Origin of the sequence: Hyphobacterium indicum (assembly GCF_003129605.1) — a bacterium.
Taxonomy (GTDB): Bacteria; Pseudomonadota; Alphaproteobacteria; order Caulobacterales; family Maricaulaceae; genus Hyphobacterium; species Hyphobacterium indicum.
This window is the reverse complement of the sequence record NZ_QBDX01000001.1, coordinates 697939-713515: the sequence shown is the minus strand read 5'-3', so window position 1 is coordinate 713515 and position 15577 is coordinate 697939. Positions and strand designations below refer to the sequence as shown.

Annotated in this window: 12 protein-coding genes; 3 read left to right on the top strand and 9 right to left on the bottom strand. The window is 63.0% G+C overall.

Translation table 11 applies throughout. The annotated features are described in order from the left end of the window. The first annotated feature begins 9 nt into the window (after window positions 1–9). Together DBR16_RS03470 and DBR16_RS03465 are read left to right on the top strand one after the other, a co-directional pair. Window positions 10–1848, top strand: coding sequence for an aminopeptidase P family protein (locus DBR16_RS03470; RefSeq protein ID WP_109259821.1), 1839 nt, complete (start codon window positions 10–12; stop codon window positions 1846–1848). Then, complete coding sequence (locus DBR16_RS03465; protein ID WP_109259820.1) at window positions 1848–2387, top strand: hypothetical protein; 540 nt, start codon at window positions 1848–1850, stop codon at window positions 2385–2387. Before DBR16_RS03470 ends, DBR16_RS03465 begins: the two co-directional genes overlap by 1 nt. Here DBR16_RS03465 and ligA read toward each other — a convergent pair. Next, on the bottom strand, window positions 2384–4492 hold the full coding sequence (gene ligA, locus DBR16_RS03460) for an NAD-dependent DNA ligase LigA (protein WP_109259819.1): 2109 nt from the start codon (window positions 4490–4492) through the stop codon (window positions 2384–2386). The genes DBR16_RS03465 and ligA overlap by 4 nt on opposite strands. Window positions 4493–4582: 90 nt before the next feature. Between ligA and DBR16_RS03455 the strand changes: the two genes are divergently transcribed. Next, window positions 4583–6115 (top strand): M20/M25/M40 family metallo-hydrolase, encoded by a 1533-nt coding sequence (locus tag DBR16_RS03455; RefSeq protein WP_161539394.1) that lies wholly within the window; start codon window positions 4583–4585, stop codon window positions 6113–6115. On the opposite strand, the gene recN is transcribed toward DBR16_RS03455, so the two are convergent. From recN to murB, 8 genes are all read right to left on the bottom strand, one after another. After that, entirely contained in the window at window positions 6112–7812 is a 1701-nt protein-coding gene (gene recN, locus DBR16_RS03450; protein WP_109259818.1) for a DNA repair protein RecN, read from the bottom strand. The genes DBR16_RS03455 and recN overlap by 4 nt on opposite strands. A 12-nt stretch (window positions 7813–7824) precedes the next feature. Beyond that, complete coding sequence (locus DBR16_RS03445; RefSeq protein WP_109259817.1) at window positions 7825–8661, bottom strand: outer membrane protein assembly factor BamD; 837 nt, start codon at window positions 8659–8661, stop codon at window positions 7825–7827. A gap of 91 nt (window positions 8662–8752) precedes the next feature. Beyond that, a complete protein-coding gene (lpxC, locus tag DBR16_RS03440; protein ID WP_109260037.1) occupies window positions 8753–9652 on the bottom strand; it encodes a UDP-3-O-acyl-N-acetylglucosamine deacetylase in 900 nt (299 codons plus the stop codon). 144 nt (window positions 9653–9796) lie between these two features. Next, window positions 9797–11377, bottom strand: coding sequence for a cell division protein FtsZ (ftsZ, locus tag DBR16_RS03435; RefSeq protein WP_109259816.1), 1581 nt, complete (start codon window positions 11375–11377; stop codon window positions 9797–9799). A 107-nt stretch (window positions 11378–11484) separates the two neighbouring features. After that, entirely contained in the window at window positions 11485–12798 is a 1314-nt protein-coding gene (gene ftsA / locus DBR16_RS03430) for a cell division protein FtsA (protein WP_233347552.1), read from the bottom strand. Further along, entirely contained in the window at window positions 12795–13709 is a 915-nt protein-coding gene (locus DBR16_RS03425; RefSeq protein ID WP_109259815.1) for a cell division protein FtsQ/DivIB, read from the bottom strand. The genes ftsA and DBR16_RS03425 overlap by 4 nt, the downstream gene beginning before the upstream one ends. Beyond that, window positions 13697–14611, bottom strand: coding sequence for a D-alanine--D-alanine ligase (locus DBR16_RS03420; protein WP_109259814.1), 915 nt, complete (start codon window positions 14609–14611; stop codon window positions 13697–13699). Before DBR16_RS03420 ends, DBR16_RS03425 begins: the two co-directional genes overlap by 13 nt. Next, window positions 14608–15531, bottom strand: coding sequence for a UDP-N-acetylmuramate dehydrogenase (gene murB / locus DBR16_RS03415; RefSeq protein ID WP_407657701.1), 924 nt, complete (start codon window positions 15529–15531; stop codon window positions 14608–14610). Before murB ends, DBR16_RS03420 begins: the two co-directional genes overlap by 4 nt. Between the last annotated feature and the right edge of the window lie 46 nt (window positions 15532–15577).

The window sequence follows — 15577 nt, the reverse complement described above, 5'->3', positions numbered from 1 at the left end:
TTCCGCGCCATGACACATTATCGCGCTCAATCTTTCGAGGTGAAGGGCGGCCCGCAACTGGGCCGGGACCACCTGCCGCTACTCCGTTCGCAACTGGCCGAGGCCGCGCTCGACGGGTTCATCATCCCGCACGAAGACGAGTATAATAACGAATACCTGCCCGATTGTGCCGAGCGTCTGGCCTGGGCGACCGGGTTTACCGGCTCGGCCGGAGCAGCGGTCGTGCTGGCCGATAAAGCCGCCGTCTTCGTCGATGGCCGCTATACGGTGCAATCGCGCGAACAGGTGGATCAGGACCTGTTCAGCCTGGAAGATCTGACCGGTGGCGGCGTGGCCAACTGGCTGGCAAAGAATGCGCCGTCGGGATCGAAGATCGGCTATGATGCGAAACTGCACAGCCCGGATGCGCTGGACCGCCTGATGGCCGCCGCCCGCAAGGCCGGCGCCGAACTGGTCGCCGTCGAGACCAATCCGATTGATGCGGCCTGGGAGGACCGTCCGGCCGCGCCGATGGCGAAACTGGTCGCTCACCCCACCGAATTTACCGGCGAAGATCATGCCGACAAACGCACGCGTATCGGCGAGGCGATTGCCGAAGATGGCGCGGAAGCTGCCGCGATCACGGCACCGGCCTCGATTGCCTGGCTGTTCAATCTGCGGGGCGGCGATGTGATGCGCTCGCCCCTGCCGCTGGGCGCAGCCATCATCCATAAGGACGGCACAGCGACGTTCTTTGTGGAGCCGGAAAAGGTGACGGACGACGTCCGTTCCCATCTTGGAAATGAAGTGTCCCTGCGCCCGGAAAGCGAATTCGAGGCCGGGCTGAAAGAACTCGCCGGCAAGAAGGTCAGTGTCGATCCGGCGTCGAGCTCGGCCTGGGTGTTCGATACGCTGAGCGCAGCCGGTGCCACGCCTGTGCGCCGCCGCGACCCCGTGGCGCTGCCCAAGGCGATGAAGAACGAAACCGAGCTCAAGGGGGCGGCCGCCGCCCATGTGCGCGACGGCGCGGCTCTTTCGCGCTTCCTGCACTGGCTGGATACCGTGGCGCAATCGGGCGGTGTCGACGAGATTACCGCGGCGCAGAAACTCGCCAGCCTGCGCGGCGAGCTGACCGAGTTGCGCGATCTCTCCTTCGACACGATTTCCGGCTATGGTGCGAATGGCGCTTTGCCGCATTACCGTGTGTCGGAAGCTTCCAATCTGATGCTGTCGCCGGGCTCGCTCTATCTGGTGGATTCAGGCGGGCAGTATCCGGACGGCACCACGGACGTCACCCGGACCGTGCCGATCGGCGAACCGACCGCGGAAATGCGCACGCGCTTCACGCAGGTGCTCAAAGGGCATATCGGGCTGGCCATGGTGCGCTTTCCCAAAGGCACAACGGGCGGACAGCTGGATATTCTCGCCCGCCTGCCGCTTTACATGGCGGGACTGGATTATGGCCATGGCACCGGTCATGGCGTTGGCAGCTTCCTCGGCGTGCATGAAGGCCCGCAACGCATTGCCAAGGCGGGCTCTGACGAACCCCTGCAACCGGGCATGATCTGCTCCAATGAGCCGGGCTATTACAAGGAAGGCGAATACGGCATCCGGATTGAAAACCTGATCTATGTCACCGATCCGCAACCCATTGAGGGCGGCGAGATCGACATGATGGGCTTTGAAAACCTGACCTGGGCACCGCTGCACAAGGCGCTGATCGACACGCATTTTCTGACACCGCAGGAAATGGCGTGGGTGGACACCTATCATGCCGGCGTGCGGGAACGGATCCTGCCGCTGCTGGATGGCGATGCCGCCATCTGGCTGATCCGCGCCTGCGAGCCGCTGTCCGGTGCCACGCCCTGATGCGCATTGTCGCCGTTATCGCGCTGGCGCTGGTGACGGCGGGGTGTTTCTATTCCGATGAGGAACTGATCTCCCAGCGTCTGGCGGGGGAGCCGCTGGAGGCCGGCTATTTCGTCCATGCCCCGGTCGATCCGGAAAACGGCGTGGAGTGGGCCGGTGCCACCTGGGAAGGCGAAATCCGGCGCGGGCGGCGCATGCGCTATTATTCCCGTGCCGACAATTTCCCGCACAATAATGCGCGCTTCCGATCCATGGGGGCGAATGTCTGGCTGGCGCAGGTGCCCGCCCGCGATGGCCCGGAAGCCTATTCCTACGGCCTGCTCTGGGTCTATGAGGGTGGGGTGATCGCCTATCACATTCCCGATTGCTCGGAGCTCGAAGCCGCCGTCCGCGAAGAGATCGGCGTGACGCCGGACGAGGAAGGCCTGTGCAAGGTGGACGATCTCGGCACGCTGGAAAGCGCCATGAGCGCCTATCTCACCCTGTTCGAGGGCGAGGACATGCGCATTGACGGAATTTACCGGCGGGTCGGGGATTAACCCCCGATCAGGTCGAACCACTCATCTTCGGTGAGGGTCTGGACGCCGAGCTCCGTGGCCTTTTTCAGCTTCGAGCCCGCGCCCGGACCGGCGACGAGGATGTCGGTCTTGGCCGAGACCGAGCCGGAGACTTTGGCACCGAGGGACTGGGCTTTGGCTTTCGCTTCATCGCGCGTGACGCGTTCCAGCGTGCCGGTAAAAACGACGGTCTTACCTGCCACCGGGCTATCGGCTGCGACGGCTTCTGCATCCTCGATCGTGATCTGGTCTTCCAGGCGCTGCACCAGCTCGAGATTGTGCGGCTCGGAGAAATAGCGGCCGATGGCATCAGTCGCAGTCTCGCCAACGCCGTCAATTCCAAGCAGGCCCTCGCGGGCTTCGCCGTCTTCGGAAGCCGCCATGGCCGCGGTCTTGAACGCTTCCCAGCTGGTATAGGCGCGGGCGAGCAGGCGCGCTGTCCCCTCACCCACATGCCGGATGCCGAGCGCATTGAGCAGGCGGGCCAGGCCGATGCTGCGGCGATCCTCAATCGCATTGAACAGGTTGCGGACAGAGGTCTCTCCCCAGCCGTCGCGTTCCTGCAAGGGTGGCTGGACCTCACCGGACTCATTGCGCTTCGCCAAGGTAAAAATATCCGCCGGTTCCCGGATCAGACCTTCCTCGAAGAACGCCTCGATCTGCTTTTCACCCAGACCTTCAATGTCGAACGCCTTGCGGGATGAAAAATGCTTCAGGTGTTCCTTCTTCTGGAAGGGGCAGGCGAGCTCGCCCGTACATCGGCGCACAGCATCCATCTTGCCGGTGCGTTCGTTGAATTCGCGCGCCGTCGGCGTCTGCAGCGGACAGGGGCAGGTTTCCAGCGGTTCGAAAACCGGCGCCCCTTCCGGCCGCAAATCCAGTATCACCTCCACGATCTGCGGAATGACATCGCCAGCCCGCTGGATCACGACCGTGTCGCCGATGCGGATGTCCTTTCGCGCGATCTCGTCCTCATTGTGCAGGGTGGCATTGGAGACCACAACGCCGCCGACCGTGACCGGCTCCAGCTTGGCGACCGGGGTCAGCGCACCGGTACGGCCGACCTGGATCTCTATGTTGTTCAGGAGGGTCGTGGCGCGTTCGGCGGGGAATTTGTGCGCAATCGCCCAGCGCGGCGCACGGGCGACCTGACCCAGGCGCTCCTGATAGTCCAGCCGGTCAACCTTGTAGACCACCCCGTCAATATCATAATCAAGCGTCGCCCGGCGCTGTTCGATATCGCGATAGGCGGCCAGTAATTCCGCCACCTCGCCGGTGACGATCATTTCCGGATTGACGGTAAAGCCAAGCTGCCTGAGCCTTTGCACGGCGTCAAACTGGGTGTCCGCCAGCGGCGCGCTGACTTCGCCCCAGGCATAGGCGAAGAATTTCAGCGACCGTGAAGCGGTGATGGCCGGATCAATCTGGCGCAGCGAACCCGCCGCCGCATTGCGCGGATTCTTGTATTCCGGCTTGCCGGTCTCGCGCTGACGCTCATTCAGGGCAGCGAATTCGGCATGGCTCATATAGACCTCGCCGCGCACTTCCAGCACGTCCGGCACGTCGCCATCCAGCCGGTGGGGAATATCCTTCAAAGTCTTCAGATTGGCGGTGATGTTCTCGCCGGTCTCGCCATCGCCGCGCGTGGCGCCCAGCACCAATTCACCCTTTTCATAGCGCAGGCTGGCCGACAGGCCATCAATCTTGGGCTCGGCGGTAAATCTGACTTCATCGGTCTCTGTCAGACCCAGAAACCGGCGGACCCGCGCGGCAAAATCCGTGACATCATCGTCATTGAATGCATTTCCGAGCGACAACATCGGGCGGGCATGACGCACTTCGCCGAATTTGCCGGACGGGGCGGCCCCGACCTGCCGGGTCGGACTGTCCGGGCGCACCAGCAAGGGAAAGCGTGCCTCGATCGCTTCCAGCCTCTGGCGCAGGGCGTCATAGGCGGCATCGGATATCCTCGGCGCATCCTCCTGATAATAGGCGCGGTCATGCTTGCGGATCTCTGCCGACAGGCGCGCAATCTCGGCCTCTGCCTCATCCGTGGTGAGATCACCGACATCCTTGAGCGCGCTCATTCACAAACCTCACAAAGAATCCATTTGGCCAAGTTTGCGGTCCTGCTAGGCTCGGGGCAAGCAGGCAGTCATATTATCGGGGAGATTGACATGAAGCGATGGATTGCAGCCCTTGGCTGGCTGACAATTGGCGGCACCGCCCTGGCTCAGACGGACGTCACCGAGGCGGCGCGTGCCTATCGCGAGGCCCATGAGGCCGCCATTCTGCAGGAGACGCTGGATCTCTTGCGCTTGCCGAATGACGCTGCCAATCGTGAAGACATCCTCGTCAATGCCCGGCATATCGTGGGGCTGCTGGAGGCACGCGGCATAGACGCGCAAATTCTTGAAGCCGGGGATGCCTCACCCGCCGTTTATGGCGCCATGGACGTTCCCGGTGCAACGCGCACACTTCTCCTCTACATCCATTATGACGGACAACCCGTGGAGCCGGAAAACTGGGCCAGTGATCCCTATGACCCGATTATCCGGGCGGGCCGGCTGGAAGACGGCGCGGCAACCGTCGAGGCGCCCTTATCAGGTGCCATTGATCCCGATTGGCGAATCTATGCGCGTTCCGCAAGCGATGACAAATCTCCCCTCATCGCCATCCTGACGGCAATCGATGCGCTGCGCGCCAACGGCCACGGGCCGAACGTCAATCTGCGGTTCTTCCTGGAAGGCGAGGAGGAAGCCGGGTCTCCGCATTTGCGGGAATTGTTGGAAGCCCACCGCAATCTGCTGGACGCCGATCTGTGGCTGATTGCGGACGGTCCGATTGATACGCGCGGTGATCCCCGCGTCATGCTGGGCGTGCGCGGCGTGACGTCCATGCAGATCACGATTCACGGGGCCGAGCGGGTTCTGCACAGTGGCCATTACGGCAATGTGGCGCCCAATCCTGCCGCCCGGCTTGCCCGCCTTATAGCCTCGATGCGGGATGACACCGGGCGCGTGCTGATCGACGGATTCTACGACGATGTGCTGCCCATTTCAGACGCCGCGAGGCGCTATATCGAGGAGGGTGCCTTTGATGAAGCCAGCCTGCTGTCCGAACCCGGCATCGCCCGCACCGAATGGGGGCCGGATGCGCCCTACGGGGAGGCGGTCATGGTGCCGGCCCTCAACATTCTCGGGCTTGATGCCGGCAGCGTCGGACCGGGGACACGCAATGCCGTGCCGGAACGCGCCAGCGCGGCCATCGGATTCCGGATTGTCCCCGGCATGTCGCTGGAACGATTACGGGAACAGGTGACGGGCCATATCGAAGCGCAGGGCTATATGATCCTGGACCGGGAACCGACGGATGCGGAGCGGCTTGAACACCCGATGATCGCGCAAATCCGCTGGTCAAGCGCGGGCTATTCCGCCGCCAGCACAGATGCCGGCCATCCGCTGATTGGCCATCTGATCGGTCTGGTGGACGCGGCGAGCGCCCGTCCCGTCCGCGTCGTGCCCCTGCTGGGCGGCAGCTTGCCCCTGGCCCCGATCCAGGATGTGACGGGAACGCCCTTTGCCATCGTTCCCATCGTCAATCCCGACAATTCGCAACATGCGCCAAATGAAAATCTGCGGATCGGAAATCTGTGGGACGGAATCGAACTCTATGCGGAAATTCTGGCGGATGACTGGGACGGTAACTAGCCGGCCATCAATTCATCCGCCTGTGCCCGGGCCGCGTCCGTGACATTCTCGCCCGACAGCATACGGGCGATTTCCTCACGGCGCTCTTCCCCCGACAGGGCACGCAAGGTCGTGCGCACCCGGCCCTTGCCGTCCTCCGCTTTTTCAATCTTCCAGTGATGATCGGCGATGGCGGCAACCTGCGGGGAGTGGGTCACGACCAGGGTCTGGCCGGTTTCTGCGAGACGTTTGAGCCGCTTTCCGACCGCGGCGGCGACAGCGCCGCCAACGCCCTGATCGACCTCGTCAAAGATGAGCGTCAGGCCGTCCTCACCGCCGGAGAGGCTGACCTTGATGGCCAGCGCAAACCGCGCGAGCTCGCCGCCCGAGGCGATCTTGTCCAGCGGTCCGAAAGGCGTGCCGGGATTGGTCATGACCTCGAAGGCGACCCGGTCCCGGCCGTTTGGCCCGGACCGCTCCGGATCCGTCTCGATCGCGACCCGGAACTGCGCCTTGTCCAGTTTGAGCGGCGGCAGCTCTGCAATTACGGCTTTGGCCAGGGCTTTCCCGGCATTTTCCCGGGACGTGGTCAGGCGGCTCGCTGCCGTGTTATAGCTCGCCTCTGCGGCTTTGAGCGCTTTTTGCGCTTCCTTCACGCGGTCATCTGCATTCTCGATGGCGTCCAGCCTGGCGGCGAGCTCCGTGCGCAGGGCCGGCAAATCATCCACCGGTACATCGTGTTTCCGGGCCGCAGCGCGCAAGCCGAACAGACGTTCTTCGACTTCATTCAGACGGCCGGGCTCGATCTCGAATGTCCCAGCGGCATCCGCCAACGCATCTTCAGCCTCATTGAATTCGATCAGTGCCCGGTCAAGCGCCGCAGTGGCCCGGTCAAGGGCAAGGCGCGCTGCGCCGGCGCTGCCGGCATCGCCTTCGCCGAGGGCGGCACGCACTTTTTCCATGCCGCGCAAAGCCCCATTCAAACGCGCAGAAAGCCCGCCATCGGCTTCCAGCGCATTGCGGGCTTCATCAAGCTCGCCAAGCGCCTGTTCGGCATTCTGAAGAAACTTGCGTTCCTCCGCGAGCACGGCTTCCTCGCCGCGTGCCGGCTCCAGCCGGTCAAGCTCCTCCAGAGCGTGGCGCAGGAAGGCTTCCTGATCAGCAGCCGACTTGCGGCTGTCTTCCAGCTCCCGGAGACGGTCCCGCGCCTCGCTCAATTGCTGCCATGCCGCCGCAACGGCTGTGCGGGCGCTCCCGTTCTGTGCAAATTCGTCGAGCAGGCCGCGATGGGTTTTCGGGTCCAGCAGCCCCCGGCCATCATGCTGGCCGTGGACTTCAACCAGCGTCTCGCCGATCCGGCGGAGAAGGCCGACACTGGCGGGCTGATCATTGATCCAGGCCTGGCTGCGTCCGTCGGCCGTTACCCGCCGCCGCAGGATCAGTCCCTCTCCGGGCTCGGCGTCAATGCCGGCCTCTTTCAGAACCTCAGCCAGAGCATGCCCCGGCGGGACATCGAATGTCGCGGTCGCGCTGCCTTCCTCATGTCCGGTGCCAACCTGGGCGCGGTCTGCCCGTTCTCCGGCCGCAAGGCCGAGCGCGCCGAGCAGGATGGATTTTCCGGCACCGGTTTCGCCCGTGAGGGCACAAAGACCTGCGTCAAACTCCGCGTCCAGCGCATCAATGAGAACGATATTTCTGACCGAGAGAGCTGTCAGCATCCGGCAAACGCCCTAGCCGAACAGCCGGTCCATGGCCCGCTGCCAATAGGACGGGTTTTCCGGTTGCAGATCCGGATTCGGAATTGCAATGCCTTCCTCGGTCAGCAGACGATAAGTGTCTTCATACCAGGAACTGCCCGGGAAATTATGCCCGAGCACGGCGGCAACCTGCGTGGCTTCCTGGTCAACGCCGAGCGCGACATAGGATTCGACGATGCGGTGAAGCGCTTCCGGCGTATGCGTGGTGGTTTCGAAATTCTCCAGCACATTGCGGAAACGGTTGATCGCCGCAAGATAGAATCCCCGGCGCAGATACCAGCGGCCAATCGACATTTCCTTGCCTGCGAGGTGATCGCGGGTCATGTCGATCTTCAGCCGGGCATCCTGCGCGTAGCGCGATTCCGGATAACGGCGGACGACCTGCTGAAGCGCGTTCAGCGCATTGACGGTCGCTTGCTGATCGCGGCCGACATCGATGATTTGCTCATAATGGCTGATCGCCACCAGATAGTAGGCATAGGGCGCGCTGCGATTACCCGGATGCAGGGCAATGAACCGTTCCGCATCGGAAATGGCCTCATCATAATTCCCGGCCTGATAATTGGCATAGGCTGCCATCAGCATCGCCCGGCGGGCCCACTCGGAATAGGGGTGCTGGCGCTCGACCTCATCGAACTGGTCCGCAGCGTCCGACCAGCGGCGATTATCCAGCTGTTCAACGCCGGCCGCATAGATCGCCTCGACCTCGCGTTCGACATAAACCGTCGTTTCGGAAATCCGGCGGGACTGGCAAGCCGTGACAGTTGCGGCTGCCATCAACACAATCAGGGAACGCGTCAGAAAGGTCATAATTGCTCCGCGCAAGGGTCAACCGACCCGGCAGGGTCACTCAATTCGGTGTGTGTTGTAGCGCAAGCGAACCGGCGTTGAAAGCGCTGGTTCAGCCTTCCAGCGATGCCGCTTCCTGGCGGGCGCCGGCATCCGCATAGGAGACCATTTTCCATGCCGACTTGTCTGCGAGCAGCGCCCGCACAGAGGCAACATTCAGCGCATGACCCGGCTGATGGGCAAAATAGCGGCCAAAAATCGGTGCCCCGGCCAGAGACAGATCCCCGAGTGCATCAAGTGCCTTGTGACGGGCGAACTCATCCGCAAAACGCAGGCCTTCCGGATTGGCGATTCCGGAATCATCAATCACGACAGCATTGTCCATGGAACCGCCCAGAGCCAGTCCGGCAGCATGCATCGCCTCGACGTCCTTGCGGAAGCCGAATGTCCGGGCCGCCGCTACGTCGTCGGCAAAAATGCGGTCGGAAATATCGAATGCATAGCGCTGGCGGCCGACAGTGGGATGCGGGAAGGAAATCTCGACATCAATCGCCGGCTTGATTGACGGAAGGAAGGTGGCCGTCCGGCCCTGCATCTCGATCGAGACCGGCTTCAGAATGCGGATGACACGAAGCGGTGCGGCGGTTTCTTTCAGCCCCGCCTGCCGGATCAATTCGACGAAAGGTGCTGCCGATCCATCCATGGCCGGCGTTTCCGGCCCGTCAATCTCGACAATCGCGTCGTTCACACCCAGCCCCGCGAGGGCCGACATCAGGTGCTCGACCGTTGCAACGCTGGCCCCAGCCTCATTGGCAATCGTCGTGCCAAGGCGCACGGTCGCAACATTGTCGACATGAGCTGCAATGCGGTTATCGCCTGTCAAATCGGTGCGGACAAAATGGATGCCGGTCCCGGGCGTTGCCGGTTTCAACACCATGCGGACGCGCTCGCCGGAATGCAGGCCAATGCCTGCACAGACCGATACGGCTGCCAATGTTTTCCGGTAACTCACACCCAACACCCTCTACAACGCCCGGCTGGCCAGTAATGGCCATGCGCCTAAGCGCCGATTGCCTCACGCGTTGTCCTAGAGACAGGGATGCCAAGCCGCAATTAAAGCATTGTTGCAGTTTGTTACGCGTTGCGGCCTGTCCGGTCAGTTGGCCTGGCGGCGCAGAAAGGCGGGGATTTCCAGATCGGCATCCTCGCCCTCTTCACCGAAGAGATCACCTGTTGCCGGACGGCTGGCGCGCGGTTGTTCAGACGGTTGTCCGGCCTGCCGCGGTGGCGTTTTCGGAAGCGGGGCCATCGGACGCTTGCGGCGACCGAACAGGGAGAAGGCCGACTTGCGCTCTTCTTCCGGCTCTTCGGCAGATTCCTCGCGTTCAGGCGCGCGGCCGTCAAATGACGGGGCCGCGGCCGGACGAAGGCGTTCGGCCTCGGCGGCTACGCGCTCCTGATCCCGGATGACCTGTGGACGCATATCCTGATCCATATAGGGATCCGCCTCGATTTCAGCCGCTATCGGATCCGGGTGACGTTCGATTTCCGGCTCCTGGCGTTCAGCCTGCGGCGCGGGGCGGTATTCCGCCTTTTCCTCGTGAAGGCGGCGCACCAGCGGTCCCTGCCGCTCTGCCGACGCTGCGGCTGCGGCTTTGCCGGGCCGTTCGCCAACGCCATCGCGTTTCCACGGCAGAATGCCGGCATGTGGATCCGCGGCCGTTGCGGATGTGCGTGACTGTGCCCGCCGCGGGTCCTGAACGACTTGCCGCTCGGCATCAATCCCGGTGGCGACAACAGAGACACGGATCGTCCCTTCCAGTGCCTCGTCAAAAGTCGAGCCGACAATGATATTGGCATCCGGATCGACCTGATTGCGGATCTCGTTGGCGGCTTCATCGACCTCATAAAGGGTCATGTCATAGCCGCCGGTGATGTTGATAAGGACGCCGGTCGCGCCTTCAAGCGAGACATCATCCAGCAGCGGGTTGGCAATGGCGGCATGCGCGGCTTCGGTGGCGCGTTTCTCGCCCGAGGCCTCGCCGGTGCCCATCATGGCCTTGCCCATTTCGTTCATCACGGCGCGGACATCGGCGAAATCAAGATTGATCAGGCCGGGCATGACCATCAGATCGGTGATGCCCCGGACGCCGGAATGCAGCACATCATCTGCCATCTGGAAAGCTTCGGCGAATGTGGTCTTCTCGGTCGCAATGCGGAACAGGTTCTGGTTCGGGATGACGATCAGCGTGTCGACATGCTCCTGCAGCTGCTCGATCCCGGCATCGGCGATCCGCATGCGGCGCGAGCCTTCAAACTGGAAGGGTTTGGTCACAACGCCAACGGTCAGAATGCCCTGTTCGCGTGCCGCGCGGGCGATGACCGGTGCCGCGCCGGTGCCGGTGCCACCGCCCATGCCGGCGGTGATGAACACCATGTGGGCGCCAGCGAGATGTTCCATGATTTCCGCCAGGGAGTCCTCGGCGGACTGTTCCCCGATTTCAGGCCGGGCGCCCGCACCGAGCCCTTCGGTGATCGCCGCGCCCATTTGTACCCGCCGTTCGGTCTTTGACCGGGTCAGCGCCTGCGCATCTGTGTTGGCAACAGCAAAATCGACGCCCTCCAACTGGGACTCGATCATGTTGTTGACGGCGTTTCCGCCAGCGCCACCGACTCCGAATACAAGGATGCGGGGGCGAAGCTCTGTAGTCTCGGGAACAGAAATATTCAGGGGCATGGCCGCTCCGTATACGAAGCCTCAAGGTTAACACGGGATTCGCCATCAATGTCTGCCTGCAGCCATTAATTGCGGGTTAAATCCACAGGATTCTTTGTGGATTTCGTCTAAAAACTTTCAGCCAGCCAGCGCCAGACCGTGCTGCGTTGCGACTGGGCCGGCCGTGTACCCCGCCTTGTACGGGCCGAATTCAGCCGGGGCGGGCCTGAAATGGCCTCTGCGGCGCCGCGCGTCTCGCGTAAAATGATGCCGGCAACGACCGAAAAGCCGGGACCGCTGACCGCATCGCCAAGCCCGGACACGCTGTGCGGCTGGGACAGGCGGGCAGTGTGTCCGAAAACACGGGACGCGATCTCCTTTGCGCCCGGCAGCTGCGCAGCCGCTCCGGTCAGAATGATCCGATGGTTCTGGTCCAGACGGCCATTCACATTGAGCTTGTCGCGAAGCAGTTCGAACGTCTCGTCGAGACGTGGCCTTATGATGGAATTGAGCATGGAGCGCGGGGCCGCATTCATGCGGTCACCATCACCGGTCACCGGCGGCACCTCGATCATTTGCCGGTCATCGCTGGGGCTTTCCAGCGCCGACCCGTAGAGGATCTTGATACGCTCCGCCGAGGACAGCGGCGTCTGCAGGCCACGCGCCAGATCGCTGGTCACATGCCGCCCGCCGACAGGAATGGCACAAAGGCGTGCGAGGCTGCCGGATGCAAAAACGGCTGCAGAGGTCGTCTCTGCTCCCATGTCGATCAGCGTTGCGCCGAGTTCGATTTCATCATCGCTCAGGGCCGCAAGCCCGGCCGCATAGGGTGACGCGATCACGGCTTTCAGATCGAGATGACAGCCCTCGATACAGGCCAGCAGATTGCGCAACGGCCCCACCGGCGCGGTCACGATATGCATGTTAACAGCCAGATTACGCCCATACATTCCGCGCGGATCACTGACTTCATCCTGACCGTCGACGACCCAGGAAACGGCGATGGCATGGAGGATCACCTCGTCCGGCCGCTGGAATTCGGCAATGGCGGCATCCTGCAATCGCCGCATGTCGCGCTCGGTGATCTCACCGCGCGCGATGGCGGATTCAAGTGTGATCCCCTCGCCTCTGGCGCGCGCGGCGGTCAGGGCCACACTGACCTGGCTGACGGCGACACCGGCCATACGTTCGGCGCGCTGGACGGTCTCCCGGATATTGGCGCGGGCCTGTTCGAGGTCGGAAATCACACCTCCCCGCATGCCGCGGGAGGATTGATGCCCGACACCGATGATGCGCGGCCGCGGACCTTCTGCGGTTTGCTCGGTCCGTGAAATGAAACACACGGTTTTCGAGGATCCGAGATCCAGCGCGGCACAGATTCCCGGCTTGGCCTGGCCGGCAGACTTGGGTTTTTCATTGGAGAAGAAGGGGAGCAGGCTCACGCTTCGCGCTCCTCCATACCGGCGGCGCGGGCCCGTTCCGGCCGGGCGCGGACGATCATCTCTCCGGGCTGGCGCAAATCAATGCTCTCGGCATCGAGGCGCAACACGCCGCGTTCGGAATGCATGGCCGAAAGCAAGGCGAGCGCTGCGCCCACTTCATTCTCCGGCAGCTTGATATCCAGCCCGTTGATCAGGCGCAGATTCCAGCGCCGGTCCCCGACGCGCACCATTGCGGAAACGCGGCTTTCGATCTCGGAATAGTGTTCGAGCATATCAATCAGGGAGCCGGCTTCTTCATTGGCACCAAAACCTACAACCATCGGAAGATCCGGCCAGTCATTGGCATCGGCTTCGCCCAGAACGGCGCCATCCTGATCAATGACATGGATATCGCCCTCGATCTGCCACAGCGCGAACTCGGCGCGTGGCTCGATCACGATCGCAATCCGGTCCGGCCAGAGGCGTACAATACTGGCCTCCCGCACCCAGGCCAGCGCCTCGACTTCAGCCCGGGCCACTCCGGGATCAAAATCCAGCATGGGCTGGCCGCGGAATACTGAAATCGCGGCCGCAACTTCTGCAGCCAGCTCGGGCTCGACACCGGAGACCTCTATGCGGTCAATGGCCAGCCCCATGGCGGCGGTCCGGTTCGCCGCCATTCGGTGCGCCGATGCGCCCAGATCGTCCAGTCCGCCAAAAATGAAAAAGCCGCCGAGAATGAGGAAGATCAGAAGCGCGGCGAAACCGGCAGCCAGGCGTGCGGCATTGGCGGCGCTGTAACGCGCACCGCGAAGCCGGGCTTCCACCCAGTTACGAAAACGCCGCGGCGCGGACGCTGCGGCGGTTTGCTTCCGGGGTGATTTGCGCCGGGCCGGTTTTCGCCGGGCCGAAGCGCGTGTCACCTTGGACATGACGCATCCTCCGCCATCCACTGAACGAGATCGTCAAAACCGATCCCGCTCCACGCCGCCTGTTCGGGGGCGAGGGAAGTCGGAGTCATGCCCGGTTGGGTGTTAATTTCGAGTAACCATAGCGGGTCGGACGCTGATTCATCATAGCGGAAATCCGACCGGGTCAGGCCGCGGCAACCCATGGCCTGGTGCGCGATGAGAGCGAGGCGTTTGGCCTCCTCCTCGACGGCCATTGGAATCCTTGCCGGAATCTCGTGCAGCGAACCGCCGGCCGCGTATTTGGCTTCATAGTCATAGAAACGGGTTTTCGGAATGATCTCGGTGACCGCCAGCGCTCTGTCACCCAGGACGGCGACGGTGAGTTCACGGCCCGGGATGAATTTCTCGATCAGGATTTCACTGCCGAGCTCCCAGTCCGGATCCGCCAGTTCCGCCGGTGGCCGGTTGCTGCCTTCCGGGACGATGAAGACGCCGACCGAGGAGCCTTGCGCATTCGGCTTGGCAACATAGGGCGGCGCCATGGCGTGTTCCCTGGCGGCCTCGAAGCGATCCACCAGTTTTCCTTCCGGGCATTTTGCGCCGAACACTTCCAGCACCGCCTTTGCCCGCTGCTTGTCCATGGCGAGAGCCGAGGCGAGCACACCGGAATGCGTATAGGGAGCGCCATAATGTTCGAGAATGCCCTGCACCTTGCCATCCTCGCCCCACTCGCCGTGCAGGGCATTGAACACGACATCGGGCGCGGCTTCTGCAAGCTGCCGGGCCAGTTCACGTGTCGGGTCGATCTCGACCACATCCCAGCCCTTGCGGCGCAACGCCTCGGCACATGCCTTGCCGGAGACCAGCGAGACCGGACGTTCAGCGGACATGCCGCCAAGCAGGACGGCGATGCGTTTGGTCATTTCGCTTTCTCCACGCCAACCCGGCGCACTTCCCAGTGAAGGTCGATGCCGGTGGCAGACTTGATGTCGGCGCGCGCGCCCTCGCCCACGGCTTCGAGATCCGCGGCGGTGGCGGTGCCGTCATTGATCAGAAAGTTGGCGTGCTGTTCGGAAAAACGCGCACCGCCAATGCGCTTGCCACGCCAGCCGGTCTGGTCGATCAGCTTCCACGCCTTGCGTTGATCCGGCGTGCCCGGCGGGTCCGGATTCTTGAAGGTCGAACCGGAGGTCTTTTCCCGGATCGGCTGGGTCGCCTCGCGGCGGGCGGTGATGTCGTCCATACGCTGCTGGATGGCGGCCGGGTCGTCAGATGTTCCTTCAAATGTCGCCTCGACAAAGATCCAGTCCCCGGGCGCATCGGAATGGCGGTAGGCATAACCCAGCTCGTCCGGCTTTATGATCATACGGCGGCCCGAACGGTCGAGGGCAACGGCCTCAACCAGAACATCTTTGGTTTCGGTGCCATAGCAGCCCGCATTCATGCGAATGGCCCCACCGATCGCACCGGGTACGCCGGTGAAGAATTCAAGCCCTGCAATGCCGGCCTTCGCAGCGGTTTGCGCCACTTTCTTGTCCAGCGCCGCCGCCCCCGCTTTCAGGCGGTTGTCACCAATCGCCTCAGCCTTGCCGAAGGGCGCGGTCAGACGAATGACCACTCCGGGAACGCCGCCATCGCGCACCAGCGTATTCGATCCTGCGCCGAGAATGTGAACCGGAATCCCGTCCGGGGTTTCCGCGAGAAAGCGCGCAAGATCGGCCTCGTCGGCCGGCAGGAAAAGTACTTCCGCCGGACCGCCGACGCGCAGCCAGGTCATATCGCCGAGCGGTGCGTTCTCCAGATACTTGCCGCGAACGGGGGGAAGTGAGGCTAGCAGGGTCAACGGAGGCACCTTTCTCCTCCCCCGTTCACGGGGGAGGTGGCAGCGA

Excerpts from the sequence above, each read along its gene's own strand:
- DBR16_RS03470 (WP_109259821.1), top strand. The coding sequence starts at position 10 with ATGACACATTATCGCGCTCAATCTTTCGAGGTGAAGGGCGGCCCGCAA.
- DBR16_RS03465 (WP_109259820.1), top strand. The coding sequence starts at position 1,848 with ATGCGCATTGTCGCCGTTATCGCGCTGGCGCTGGTGACGGCGGGGTGT.
- ligA (WP_109259819.1), bottom strand. The coding sequence starts at position 4,492 with ATGAGCGCGCTCAAGGATGTCGGTGATCTCACCACGGATGAGGCAGAG.
- DBR16_RS03455 (WP_161539394.1), top strand. The coding sequence starts at position 4,583 with ATGAAGCGATGGATTGCAGCCCTTGGCTGGCTGACAATTGGCGGCACC.
- recN (WP_109259818.1), bottom strand. The coding sequence starts at position 7,812 with ATGCTGACAGCTCTCTCGGTCAGAAATATCGTTCTCATTGATGCGCTG.
- DBR16_RS03445 (WP_109259817.1), bottom strand. The coding sequence starts at position 8,661 with ATGACCTTTCTGACGCGTTCCCTGATTGTGTTGATGGCAGCCGCAACT.
- ftsZ (WP_109259816.1), bottom strand. The coding sequence starts at position 11,377 with ATGCCCCTGAATATTTCTGTTCCCGAGACTACAGAGCTTCGCCCCCGC.
- DBR16_RS03425 (WP_109259815.1), bottom strand. The coding sequence starts at position 13,709 with ATGTCCAAGGTGACACGCGCTTCGGCCCGGCGAAAACCGGCCCGGCGC.
- DBR16_RS03420 (WP_109259814.1), bottom strand. The coding sequence starts at position 14,611 with ATGACCAAACGCATCGCCGTCCTGCTTGGCGGCATGTCCGCTGAACGT.